The sequence below is a fragment of the Azonexus hydrophilus genome, assembly GCF_001956855.1.
Taxonomy (GTDB): Bacteria; Pseudomonadota; Gammaproteobacteria; order Burkholderiales; family Rhodocyclaceae; genus Azonexus; species Azonexus hydrophilus_A.
In genome coordinates this window covers 433,655-446,064 of sequence record NZ_MTHD01000001.1, presented here as the reverse complement: position 1 = coordinate 446,064, position 12,410 = coordinate 433,655, and the positions used below count along the sequence as shown (strand labels likewise).

At 62.5% G+C, this 12,410-nt stretch carries 12 protein-coding genes; 2 read left to right on the top strand and 10 right to left on the bottom strand.

The features are described from left to right. Window positions 1–10: 10 nt before the first annotated feature. Genes BJN45_RS02090 through BJN45_RS02080 form a run of 3 tightly spaced genes read right to left on the bottom strand, consistent with a single transcriptional unit; the run spans window position 11 to window position 2,449 of the window. Window positions 11–1,153 carry a THUMP domain-containing class I SAM-dependent RNA methyltransferase gene (locus tag BJN45_RS02090; RefSeq protein ID WP_076091575.1) on the bottom strand — a complete coding sequence of 381 codons (1,143 nt, stop codon included), beginning with the start codon at window positions 1,151–1,153 and terminating at the stop codon, window positions 11–13. A 1-nt stretch (window position 1,154) separates the two neighbouring features. Next, window positions 1,155–1,571: a CopD family protein gene (locus BJN45_RS02085; protein WP_076091573.1), complete on the bottom strand. Its 417-nt coding sequence runs from the start codon at window positions 1,569–1,571 to the stop codon at window positions 1,155–1,157. Further along, entirely contained in the window at window positions 1,559–2,449 is an 891-nt protein-coding gene (locus BJN45_RS02080; protein WP_076092504.1) for an SDR family oxidoreductase, read from the bottom strand. The genes BJN45_RS02085 and BJN45_RS02080 overlap by 13 nt, the downstream gene beginning before the upstream one ends. A gap of 33 nt (window positions 2,450–2,482) precedes the next feature. Here BJN45_RS02080 and BJN45_RS02075 point away from each other — a divergent pair, with 33 nt between their 5' ends. Then, window positions 2,483–3,490 (top strand): CDP-6-deoxy-delta-3,4-glucoseen reductase, encoded by a 1,008-nt coding sequence (locus BJN45_RS02075; protein ID WP_076091571.1) that lies wholly within the window; start codon window positions 2,483–2,485, stop codon window positions 3,488–3,490. A 2-nt stretch (window positions 3,491–3,492) separates the two neighbouring features. Further along, a complete protein-coding gene (locus BJN45_RS02070) occupies window positions 3,493–4,107 on the top strand; it encodes a LysE family translocator (protein ID WP_076091569.1) in 615 nt (204 codons plus the stop codon). A gap of 3 nt (window positions 4,108–4,110) precedes the next feature. On the opposite strand, the gene BJN45_RS02065 is transcribed toward BJN45_RS02070, so the two are convergent. The 7 genes from BJN45_RS02065 to BJN45_RS02035 form a co-directional block, all read right to left on the bottom strand. Next, complete coding sequence (locus BJN45_RS02065) at window positions 4,111–4,719, bottom strand: TetR/AcrR family transcriptional regulator (protein WP_076091567.1); 609 nt, start codon at window positions 4,717–4,719, stop codon at window positions 4,111–4,113. Between the two features lie 108 nt (window positions 4,720–4,827). Continuing rightward, window positions 4,828–7,410: a bifunctional diguanylate cyclase/phosphodiesterase gene (locus BJN45_RS02060; protein WP_076091565.1), complete on the bottom strand. Its 2,583-nt coding sequence runs from the start codon at window positions 7,408–7,410 to the stop codon at window positions 4,828–4,830. Window positions 7,411–7,587: 177 nt separating this feature from the next. Beyond that, complete coding sequence (locus tag BJN45_RS02055; RefSeq protein WP_076091563.1) at window positions 7,588–8,292, bottom strand: ABC transporter ATP-binding protein; 705 nt, start codon at window positions 8,290–8,292, stop codon at window positions 7,588–7,590. Beyond that, complete coding sequence (locus tag BJN45_RS02050) at window positions 8,285–9,046, bottom strand: ABC transporter ATP-binding protein (protein ID WP_076091562.1); 762 nt, start codon at window positions 9,044–9,046, stop codon at window positions 8,285–8,287. Before BJN45_RS02050 ends, BJN45_RS02055 begins: the two co-directional genes overlap by 8 nt. Further along, window positions 9,043–10,116, bottom strand: a complete 1,074-nt coding sequence (locus BJN45_RS02045; RefSeq protein ID WP_076091560.1) for an ABC transporter permease subunit — start codon at window positions 10,114–10,116, stop codon at window positions 9,043–9,045. Before BJN45_RS02045 ends, BJN45_RS02050 begins: the two co-directional genes overlap by 4 nt. Further along, window positions 10,113–11,036, bottom strand: a complete 924-nt coding sequence (locus BJN45_RS02040; protein ID WP_076091558.1) for a branched-chain amino acid ABC transporter permease — start codon at window positions 11,034–11,036, stop codon at window positions 10,113–10,115. Before BJN45_RS02040 ends, BJN45_RS02045 begins: the two co-directional genes overlap by 4 nt. Before the next feature lie 70 nt (window positions 11,037–11,106). Beyond that, window positions 11,107–12,375: a branched-chain amino acid ABC transporter substrate-binding protein gene (locus BJN45_RS02035; RefSeq protein WP_076091556.1), complete on the bottom strand. Its 1,269-nt coding sequence runs from the start codon at window positions 12,373–12,375 to the stop codon at window positions 11,107–11,109. Window positions 12,376–12,410: the final 35 nt, after the last annotated feature.

The window sequence follows — 12,410 nt, the reverse complement described above, 5'->3', positions numbered from 1 at the left end:
AGTGCAGCATTCAGACCTTGCGGTTACTCCCGCTCACCATGCGGATCTCGAACAGCCGGCATTCGAGCGGCCCGTTGAACAGCGGTGTCTTGCGGCTCGGCTTCAAACCGACCAGCTTGGGCAAGCGCAGATCGGCGGTGAAGAAGAAACAGTTCCAGCCAGCCCAGTGCCGCTTCAGCGCCGTCCCCAGTTGCGGGTAGAAAGCGGCCAGATCGTCCGCTTCGCCAATGCGTTCGCCGTACGGCGGATTGGTGACGAGGATGCCGGTTTCGTTGAGCGGCGCGATTTCCAGGATATCGCCCTGGTCGACCGTAACAATATTGCCGAAACCGGCTTCCTGCAGGTTGCGCCGGGTCGCGCGCACGGCGCGGTCGTCGTTGTCCCAGCCACGGATGTCCATGCGCTCGGCCGGCTTGACGCGGGCTTCGGCAGCGGCGCGGATGCGTGCCCATTCCAGAGCTTCGAACTTCTTCAGCAGTTCGAAGGCGAAACCACGATCCAGCCCGGGCGCGCGGTCGAGCGCCATCTGCACGGCTTCGAGCAGGAAGGTGCCGCTGCCGCACATCGGGTCGATCAGCGGCATGCCCGGCTGCCAGCCGCTCAGCTTGAGGATGCCGGCAGCGAGATTCTCCTTCAGCGGCGCATCCACGCTGGCCTTGCGGAAACCGCGTTGCCACAGCGGCTGGCCGGAAGTATCGAGGTACAGCGTGCAGGTATTCTCGGTCAGGAAGACATGGACGCTGACATCCGGGTTGCGCGTCTCGATATTCGGGCGCTCGCCGAGGTCCTCGCGGAAACGGTCGCAGACAGCATCCTTGACGCGTAGCGTGACGAAATCGAGCGACTTCAGCGGGCATTTGATCGCCGTCGTCACCACGCGCATCGTCCGCGACACGGCGAAATGGTTGGGCCACAACTGGCGCACGGCCAGGCGGTAGATGTCGTCTTCCTTGGCGTACGGCCCGGTGACGATGTGCAGCAGGATGCGGGTGGCCAGCCGGGATTCCAGGTTGGCGCGGTAACAGACCGACCAGTCGCCGGAAAAATGCACGCCGCCGTGGGTCGACCGCAACTCTTCGGCGCCGATGGCGCGCAACTCTTCGAGCAGCAGTTCTTCGAGCCCGCGCGGGCAAATGGCGAAATATTTGTTCATGTCAGAAAGGCTTCAGGACGACGAGGAAAAGAACGACCAGCAGGACGATCACCGGGACTTCGTTGAAAAAGCGGAACCACACGTGCGACTTGGTATTGCGCCCGTTCTTGAAGTTTTTCAGCAGTTGACCGCAATAAACGTGATAGATCGCCAGCACCGCGACCAGCGTAGTCTTGGCGTGCAGCCAGCCACCCTGGAAACCGTAGGCGAACCACAGCCACAGGCCGGTGGCCACCGCCAGAATGCCGAGCGGGGTCATGAACTTGTACAGCTTGCCCGACATCAGCAGCAGCCGTTCGCGCTCGGCGATGCTGTCAGCCGGCACCATCGCCAGGTTGACGTAGATGCGCGGCAGGTAGAACAGGCCGGCGAACCAGGAAATGACCATCCAGATATGCAGGGTCTTCAGAACGAGCATGCGTTTCTCCTTGAGACGGCCTCGGCAATTCCGACGTCCACCGTCGGATAGGCGAGGCTCAGTTTTAATTCCTGTTTCAAACGACGATTGCCGATCCGCCGCGATTCGCGCATGAACGACATCTGTACCGGCGACACGACTGCCGCAAGTTGCGTCTTTGCCAGGCGCGGCGGGCGCGGCAGCGCGAAGGCATCGGCCACCTTGTCGAAATATTCGCCCATCTTCAAGTCGCTGTCGTCGACCGCATTGTAGGCACGATTGCAGGCACCGCGCCGCAAGGCGGCGATGCAGGCGGCGGCAAGATCTTCGGCGTGGATGTGATTGGTGAACACGTCCTCGCGGTCGACCAGCGCCGGCAGGCCTTTTTCCAGGCGCTCCAGCGGCAGCCGGTCGGCGGCGTAAATACCCGGCGCGCGCAGGATGCAGACATCGACGCCCGAGCGCCGCCCCCATGCGCGCAGGCAGTTTTCGGCATCGACCCGGCGTACGGCACGCAGGTTATCCGGGTTCAGGCGCTGCGTTTCATCGATGACGGCACCGGCACAATCGCCGTAAACCCCTGTCGTGCTTACGTAAACCAGGCGCCGTGGTAGACTTTTCGCCTTGCCCAGTGCCGCCAGCAGATGCCGGGTACGCGGATCGGTCTCGCCGCTGGTCGGCGGCGGTGCCAGATGCAGGACGATGTCGGCCAGCCCGCCAAGACGTTTCAGGCTGTCCGGGTTGTCGAGATCACCCGGCACCGGGATCGCCCCGGCCAGACGCCAGGCGTTGCTGCGTGAAATGTCGCGCAGCAGGGCGTAGACGCGATAATGCGGGGCAAGTTGGGTAAGGATGCGGCGGGCGACGTCCCCGCTGCCGACAATCAGGATTTTTTGCACGTCGGCATTGTAGCCGACGACCAAGGGGAACCGATGCGCTACCAAGTGACAGTCCAGCCGAGCGGCCGCCAGTTCGCGGCCGAAGCCGATGAATCCCTGCTCGACGCCGCGCTGCGCCAAGGCCTGAGCATGCCCTACGGCTGCAAGGACGGGGCCTGCGGGGCCTGCAAGGGGCAGGTTCTCGAAGGCAGCGTCGACCACGGCAAGGCGCAGCTTTCCGATGCCGACAAGGCCGCCGGCCTGGCGCTCTACTGCTGCGCCAAGCCAACCGCCGATCTGGTCATCGAATGCAAGCAATTACGCTCAGCGCACGACATCCCGGTAAAAACGCTGCCGGCACGCATCGAGAAGCTGGACAAGCTGGCCCCCGACGTCATCGACATGCACCTGCGCCTGCCGGCCAGCGAACACCTGCAGTTCCTTGCCGGCCAGTACATCGACATCCTGCTCAAGGAAGGGCGCAAGCGCAGCTTTTCGCTGGCCAACGCCCCCGGCGAAGACAACCTGCTGCAATTGCACATCCGCCACGTGCCCGGCGGTTTCTTTACCGAGCAGGTATTCACGACGATGAAGGTCAAGGACATCGTCCGTTTCAGCGGCCCGCACGGTGGTTTCCACCTGCACAACGACGCCGCCAAACCCGTCATCCTGCTCGCCGGCGGCACCGGTTTCGCACCGATCAAGTCGATTGTCGAGCAAGCCATCGCCGACGGCTATCCACACCCCATGCATATCTACTGGGGCGCCAAGACCCGCGTCGATCTTTACCAGAATGCACTGCCCGAGCACTGGGCTGCCAGCCACGCCAATATCCACTATGTTCCCGTGCTCTCCGAGCCGGCGGCGGATGACCAATGGACCGGGCGCACCGGCTTCGTGCACCAGGCGGTGGTCAGCGACTTCCCCGACCTGTCGGGCTACCAGGTTTACGCCTGCGGTTCGCCGGTGATGATCGACATTGCGCGCAAGGATTTCGTCGCGCAATGCGCTCTGCCGGAAGAGGAATTCTTCGCCGACGCCTTCACCTTCTCGGCCACCTGAGCATGTTCGGCGTTGCCGACTACCCCGCCTTCGTCGTTGCCGTGCTGGTTTTCCTGGCCATTCCGGGGCCGGGCAACCTGGCGCTGCTGACCTCGACCACCAAGGGCGGCGTTCGTGGCGGACTGGCGGCGACCTTTGGCGTCATCCTCGGCGATCAGGTCCTGATGTGGCTGGCGGTTGCCGGCGTTGCTGCAGCCCTGGCCGCCCATCCGGCCGTATTCACCGCCATCCAGTGGGGCGGCGCCGCCTATCTGGCCTGGCTCGGCACCCGGATGCTGCTGACCAGGCCCGGCGCCACGCCGATCCTCGACATCAAGCCCTACCATTATCTGCGTCAGGCGATGATGATCACGCTGCTCAATCCGAAAGCGATCATTTTCTACATGGCCTTCTTTCCACTGTTCGTGGACCCGGTGCAGCACCGCGGGCTGGCGACCTTTGCCTTCATGGCCGCAAGCATTGCCGGCCTGACCCTGCTCTACTGCCTGACGGCGATTTTCCTGGCCCGCACGCTGAGCCGGCGGATGCGCGCCAATCCGGGCATCGGCAAGCTGCTGGAAAAGCTCGCCGGGATGGTCCTGATCGGTTTCGGCATCAAGTTGCTGAGCGGCCGCTGAAGCTCATTCGGCACTGACCCGCATGGCCGGCAGGACCAGCCCGGCCAGTTCTTCGGCCAGCACCTCGGGCGGCGGATCGTCACCGGGCGAATACCAGTGCACACTCCAGTTCAGCGCACCGAACAGCAGACGATGCAGCAGCGATTCGCGGACCGGCCCGACCGGAACCGTCGCCAGACCTTGCAGGCAGGCTTTCCAGATTTCCTCGTAGCGCGTCATCAGCAACCTGACTTCCTTTTGCGCTGCGACAGACAGTGCCCGCGATTCGTACAGCAGCACCGTCACGAAATCCCGGGCCGGCGGGTCGTGGAGGAATCCGATGTGCTGGCGCATCAGCACCCGCAGGCACTCTTCCGGCGCCAGACTGCGCCTGACGACGGCCTCGGCCCCCGAAAGCACATGGCGCATGCCCTCGATGGCAACCGCGTCAAGAATCTCCCGCTTGCTGCGAAAATGGCAAAAGGTCGAGCCCGAGGCAATGCCGACCGCCGTGGTGATGTCGCGAATGGTGGTTGCCTCGTAACCCTTCGCCCGGAACAGCTCGGCTGCTGCGACAAGAATCTCGCCGCGCCGGCTGCTTTCCAAATACTGACCATTGCTTTTCTTTTTCATCGGTCCATCTCCCTTGCCTGGGGTGTCCCGGCGCTTGTTGAAACGCGTCGCATCCGGCTCAACACTAGATGAGAATGCGTCGCAAGGCCAACTATTTCGCGAGTAGGGTTATTGCCTGGCCGGCATGAATGCTGCCACCGATCCGGCCGGCATGGGTCTGGCATACAGGAAGCCCTGCGCCTTCAGGCATCCGCTGCCGACCAGAAACGCCCGCTGCTGCAGGGTTTCAACCCCCTCGGCCACGACCTCCATGCCAAGCGCCTTGGCCAGGGCAACGACAGCGAGAATGATCGCCGCATTGTTCGGCTTGTTTTCAATATCGCGCATGAACGAGCGGTCTATTTTCAGCCGATCCACGGTGAACGTGCTCAGATAGGCGAGAGAGGAGTAGCCGGTACCGAAATCGTCCAGCGTCAGATGCACGCCAAGTGCCTTCAGATCGCGCAGGGTCTGTTGTACCCGTGGCGTATTGCTCATCAGCGCGCTTTCGGTCAGCTCAAGCTCCAGTCGCCCCGGCGCCAGTCCGGTTTCACGCAGAATCCGGGCGACGATGCCAGCCAGATCCCCCTGCTCCAGTTGACGGGCAGAAACATTGACTGCCACACGTTCATTGCCATATCGCTGGTCAGTCCACTTCACGGCTTCCCGGCAGGCTGCCTCCAGCACCCATTCGCCGAGCGGCAGGATCAAGCCGATATCCTCGGCCACCGGAATGAAATCAGCAGGCTCGATCCAGCCATGCAGCGGGTGTTGCCAACGCAACAGCGCTTCCCAGGCGATCACTTCGTCGCCGTCGACATCGAACTGCGGCTGGTAATGCAACTGGAACTCACCGCGTTCCAGCGCCAGTCGCAGATCCGTTTCCAGGCGGTGACGAATGCGCACTTCGTCGTTCATGCGCGATTCGAAGAACATCCAGGCATTCCTGCCGGCTGCCTTGACCTGATACATGGCAATGTCCGCCGCCTGCAGCAGACTGTCCAGATCGCCGCCATCCCCGGGAAACAGGCTGACACCAATACTCGGCGAGGTATGCAGCAGATGCATGGGTGTATGCACTGCCTGCACCAGTGCCGCCTGGATCTTTTCGGCAACCGGCACGACATCCCGATGACTCTCGATACCAGCCAGCAGGACCACGAATTCGTCACCGCCGAGACGGGCAACCGTATCGCCGGCGCGAACGCTGACATTCAGGCGGCGCGCCACCTCGACCAGCAACTGGTCACCGACCTGGTGGCCGAGGCTGTCATTGACCTGCTTGAAGCGATCCAGATCGATCAGCATCAGCGCCACCCCTTCGTCGCTGCGACGGGCTGCCGCCAGCAATTTGGCGAAACGGTCTTCGAGCAGCCGGCGATTGGCCAGCCCGGTCAGCGCATCGTGGCGCGCCAGGTAATCGATCCGCTCTTCGTGCGCCTTGCGCTCCGAAATATCCGCAAACAGGGCGACATAGCGGGTATTTCCCTGCGCCAGGCGTACCGCGTTGATGCACAGCCACTTCGGATAGGTTTCGCCATTCTTGCGCCGGTCCCAGATCTCGCCGTGCCAGTGGTCCTCGTCGGCCAGGCTGCGCCACATTTCCCGGTAGAAGGCCTCATCATGGCGGTCGGAACGGAGAATGCGCGGATTGCGGCCAATCGCATCTTCCGGCGGATAGCCGGTAATCAGCGTGAAGGCAGGATTGACGCGCAGGATGGTGCCGTCGCCATCGGTCACCAGAATGGCTTCCGGGCTGTATTCGAACACCTGCTCGGCCAGGCGCAGTTGTTCCTCGGCCTCCCAGCGGCTGGTGACATCCTGCACGGTAAGCACGATCAAGCCGCTCTCGTCGAGCGTGTGCGACGACACGAATTGCGCCGGGAACGGCATTTCCCGACCCGGCGTTGAAATCATGCATTCGAAGGTCTGGCCATGCACCAGCCGGCTGAGCAGGCACTCGGTCTGCCCTGGCGCATCGGGAAAACGCCGGATGATGGCGGCCAGCGGCTGGTCAATGACCTCGCCCTCCCTGACGCCGAACAATTCCTGTGCCGCCGGATTGAGAAAACGGATGCGATGCGGCGCCACGTCCTCGACGCCGACCACGCCTTCACCGATGGCATGCACGATGCTCTGGCTGATCTCGTTGGCCCGGGCCAGCGCTGCCTGGATTTCGAGCATTTTCTGCGCCTCGTTGAGCCTGGCCACCTTGTCGTCATGGATTCCCTGCTCAAGTTCATGACCAATCCATTGGGCCATCAGCTTGATGAACAGAAAATCCTCTTCCGGATGCGGATGATCCACGCGTTCCCGGCTGGAAAAACTCAGCGTCCCCCAGGGCACGTCGTCGACCAGGATGCGCGCACCGAGGTAGGCTTCAAGACGGAATTCGCGAAAACAGGGGTGGCTTTCCCAGTCGGACCCGGTGGCCCGGTCGAAACCGACCGGCTCGGGTGAGGCAATGGTGCGGCTGCAGTAAGTCCGGCGCAGCGGCAGGCAGGTACCGGGCATCAGCAGGCCGTTGTCCGGCGAGACAGCAAGGACTTCGTACGTATCATCGGCAATGTGCGCAATGCTGGCAAAATCCAGCTCGAAAGTCTGACGCCCGAGATCAAGCAGGGCGCTGAACTTTTCGTCCATGGCCGACTGGTGATCGGCCGTTATCGCATAGAGGGCGGTAATGCGCTCGTAGGCAAGGGCGTGCGTCATGAGAATCGGGCCGGGCGGCAACGTGATTGCATCTGATGAAAAGGGATTTTGAATGCCGGGGCGAATTCTGTCCCGTCACATTGTTACAGGCAACCGCCAAATCCCATTTTTCAGCCGTCCGGCATGCTTTGTTGCCCGAAGGTAACAAGCACCTGCTTGCCTTAGGGGAATACCGATTTATTCGCCCAGATAGGCCGCCTTGACCTTGGGATCGTGCAGCAATGCCGCCGATTCGCCATTCAGGGTGATTTCACCGCTTTCCATGACGTAGGCACGCTGGCTGCTTTCCAGCGCCAGCTTGGCATTCTGCTCGATCAGCAGGATGGTCATGCCGGCCGCAGCCACGTTGCGGATGACCTCGAAGATCTTCTGCACCATGATCGGCGCCAGACCCATCGACGGCTCGTCGAGCAGCAACATCTTCGGCCGGCTCATCAGCGCCCGGCCGATTGCCAGCATCTGCTGCTCACCGCCTGACAACGTGCCGGCCAACTGGTCGGCACGTTCCTTCAGCCGCGGGAAATAGGCGTACATGCGGTCGATGTCGGCCGCGATCCCGGCCTTGTCGTCGCGGACAAAGGCGCCCATGCGCAGGTTCTCGAGCACCGACAGGCGCGGGAAGACGCCGCGCCCTTCCGGCACCAGCGCGATGCCTTTACGGATGATCTCGTGCGGCGCGACGCCGATGATTTTCTCGCCGCAGAAATGCACATCGCCACCGACCGCGTTGACCACCCGCGAAATCGCCTTCAGCGTCGTCGTCTTGCCGGCGCCGTTGGCGCCGATCAGCGCCACCGTCTCGCCTTCGTTGACATGGAAGGTGATGCTGCGCACCGCCTGGATGCCGCCATAGGCGACGTGGAGTCCGGTTACTTCAAGCACCTAGGTAAGCCTCAATGACACGTTGATCTTTCTGTACCACCGCCGGTACATCCTCGATGACCAGCGCCCCGTAGTCAAGCACCGCGACGCGGTCGCACAGGCCCATGACCAGTTTGACGTCGTGCTCGATCAGCAGCACCGTCGTGCCGTCCTTGCGGATGCCTTCGATGAGCACGCGCAGTTCCTCGGTTTCGGTGGCGTTCATGCCTGCCGCCGGTTCGTCGAGGCACAGCAGTTTCGGTTCGGTGGCCAGCGCCCGGGCGATTTCCAGCCGCCGCTGGTCGCCGTAGGACAGGTTCTTGGCCAGGTCGTCGGCACGGTCGGCGATATCGACGTAATGCAGCAGGTCGATGGCCCGCTGGCGGATCGCCGCCTCTTCCGCACGCGTCGCTGCGTTCATCAGCATCGCGCCAAAGACGCCGGCCTTGGTCCGCACATGACGGCCGACCATGACGTTTTCCAGCGCCGTCATGTTGCCGAACAGCCGGATGTTCTGGAAAGTCCGGGCAATGCCGCGCTCGGCGGCGCGGTCAGGCGCGTCGGCCTTGAGCGGCTGGCCGTCGAAAACAAAGCCGCCGCCGTCGGGAATGTACAGCCCGGTCATGCAGTTGAAGAAAGTCGTCTTGCCGGCACCGTTCGGTCCGATCAGGCCGTAAATCTCGCCGCGCCGGATGGCCAGCGAAACATCCTGCAATGCCTTGACCCCACCGAAGTGCTTGGCCACCGCTTTCGCTTCGAGAAGGATGTCGCTCATTTGACGGCCTCCACCGGCTTGTCACTCAGTTCCCGGCTGCGCTCCGGCGACGGCCACAGACCGGCCGGCTTGAAGCGCATCACCAGCACCAGTGCCAGGCCGAAGATCAGCATGCGCAGACTTTCCGGATCGATCAGGATCTTGCCGAACAGGGCCATCTGCACTGGCCCCACCGCGTAACGCAGCACTTCGGGCAGGAAAGTCAGCAACACGGCACCGAGGATGACGCCGGGGATATGACCCATGCCGCCGAGCACGACCATCGCCAGTACCATGATGGATTCGATCAGCGAGAAACTCTCCGGCGAGACGAAACCCTGCATCGCTGAGAAGATGCCGCCGGCGATACCGCCGAACGAAGCCCCCATGGCGAAAGCCAGCAACTTGATGTTGCGGGTGTTGATGCCGACCGCCTTGGCGGCGATCTCGTCCTCGCGGATGGCCTGCCAGGCGCGCCCGATCCGCGAATGCTGCAGGCGCACGTTGATGATGATGACGAGGATCGCCAGCGCCACCAGCAGGTAATAGTATTTCTGCGGTCCACTGAGCGCAAAGCCGAAAATCTGCGTCGTCCCGGAAAAACTGAAATCGCCGATCTTGACCGGATCGATCAGGGTGATTCCCTGCGGGCCATTGGTGATGTTCACTGGCGAATTCAGGTTGTTCAGGAAGATGCGGATGATTTCGCCGAAGCCGAGCGTGACGATGGCCAGGTAATCGCCGCGCAGCTTGAGCGTTGGCGAACCGAGCAGCACACCAAAGACGCAGGCCATCAGCGCGCCGATCGGCAGGATCGCCCAGAGCGGGAAATGCAGGCCGAAGTGAGGACTCGCCAGCAGCGCCCAGGTATAGGCGCCGACCGCGTAGAACGCGATGTAGCCGAGATCGAGCAGGCCGGCAAAGCCGACGACGATGTTCAGGCCGAGCGCCAGGAAAACATAGAGGATGGCGAAATTGAGGATGCGCACCCAGGCCTGGCCGCCCATGCCGACCACGTGCGGCAGCACGATCAGGGCGATGGCAATCAGCGCGATGCCGGTCATCGATTTGGGATTGAGCCAGTTCTTCATGCGCGGTCTCCCGTCTTCTCGCCGAACAGTCCGGAAGGTTTGAACATCAGCACGCCGATCAGCACGACGAAGGCAAAGATGTCCTGATAGTGACTGCCGAGGAAACCACCGGTCAGATCGCCGATGTAACCGGCGCCCAGCGCCTCGATGACGCCGAGCAGCACGCCGCCGGCCATCGCCCCGGCAAGATTGCCGATACCGCCGAGGACGGCGGCGGTGAAGGCCTTCAGGCCGAGCATGAAGCCCATCTGGTAGTGGGCGATTTCGTAATAGCTGCCGACCATCACGCCGGCGACCGCGGCCAGTGCCGAGCCGACAACGAAGGCGGCGGCGATGACGCGGTTGATATTGACCCCCATCAGGCTGGCCACGGCCGGATTCTGCGCCGTCGCGCGCATCGCCATGCCAAGCTTGGTGCGATAGACGAGGAAGACCAGACCACTCATCATCGCGGCCGACAGCAGCACGATGGCCACTTGAACCAGCGTGAAGTGAGCGCCCGCTACTTCGAAATTGACTTTCGGCAGCAAGGGCGGGAAGGTCAGGTAGTTGCGTCCCCAGATGATCATCGCCAGGTTCTGCAGCACGATCGACATGCCGATCGCGGTGATCAGCGGCGTCAGTCGTGGCGAACCGCGCAGGGGCCGGTAGGCAATGCGCTCCAGGCTCCAGCCAAGCGCCATGCACACCAGTATCGCAGCCACCAGCCCGAACAGGCCGGCCAGTCCGATCGGCATGCCGGCGGCAGCCAGGGTACTGGTGACGGTAATGCTGACCAGGGCACCGATCATCACCACTTCGCCATGTGCGAAATTGATCAGCCCCATGATGCCGTAGACCATGGTGTAGCCCAGCGCGACAAGCGCGTAGATGCTGCCCTGGACCAGGCCGTTGATGATCTGCTGCAGGAAAATATCCATTTTGAATCCGTTGACCGCAAGATATGGAAACGGCACCTTGCGGTGCCGTTTCTCTGAGCAGACTGGCTGCTTACTTCTTCTCTTCGACCGCTGCAGCCGGAGCTGCTGCCGCATCGGCTGCCGGTGCTGCCGCTGCCTCGGCGGCCGGGGCCGGCGCGCCACCCAGCGTCTCGACGTAGGTCAGCGTGCCGCCCTGGTACTGATAGACGGAAATCGCGCCGCCCTTCAGGTCGCCGAATTCGTCGAATTCGATCTTGCCGCTGACACCTTCCATGTTGGTCTTGCCGATTTCCGGCAGGTACTTGGCCGGCTCGATGGAGTCGGCACGCTTCATGGAATCGGCGATGACCATCACGGCATCGTAGACGTTCGGGGCGTAGAGCTGGATTTCATAACCGAACTTGGTCGTGAACTTGCTCTTGAACTCCGGTCCCTTGGCCAGCTGTTCGAGCGGCATGCCCGGCAGCGAGCAGTACTGGCCATCAGCAGCCGGGCCACCCAGTTTCATGAACTCCGGCGTACACACACCGTCGCCGCCGAGGAACTTGGCCTTGATGCCGAGATCCTTCATCTGCTTGACCAGCGGGCCGCCCTGGGCATCCATGCCGCCAAAGAAGACGAGATCGGCCTTCTTCGACTTGATCTTGGTCAGGATGGCCTTGAAGTCGGTCGCCTTGTCGTTGGTATATTCGTTGGCGACGACCTTCAGGCCGGCAGCTTCAGCAGCCTTGCGGAATTCGTCGGCGAGACCCTGGCCGTAAGCCGTGCGGTCATCGATGATGGCGACGGTCTTGGCGCCCTGCTTGACGGCGAACTCACCGAGCACCTTACCCTGCTGGATGTCGTTGGCCATGACGCGGAACGCGGTGTTGAAGCCCTGCTGCGTGTACTTCGGATTGGTCGCCGACGGCGAAACCTGCGGCATGCCGGCATCGAAATACAGCTTGGAAGCCGGGATCGTGGTGCCCGAATTCAGGTGACCGATGATGCCATTGACCTTGGCATCGACCAGCTTCTGGGCAACGATGGTGCCCTGCTTCGGATCGGCCTGGTCATCTTCGGAAACCAGTTCGAACTTGACCTTGGCGCCGCCGATTTCGAGACCCTGCGAATTCAGTTCCTCGACGGCGAGAATGGCGCCGCTCTCGTTATCCTTGCCCAGGTGAGCCTGCGGACCGGTCATCGGCGCGACATGGCCGAGCTTGACGACGACTTCCGGCTTGGCGGCGGGCGCAGCAGGTGCGGCGACAGGCGCCGGCGGCGCTTCCTTTTCGCCACAGGCGGAGAGTGCAAAGGCAGCAGCAACGGAAAGGGCAACTACGGAAAGCTTCGCTTGCATCGGTAAGTCTCCTGTATCGGGGGATGGGGTCAAAA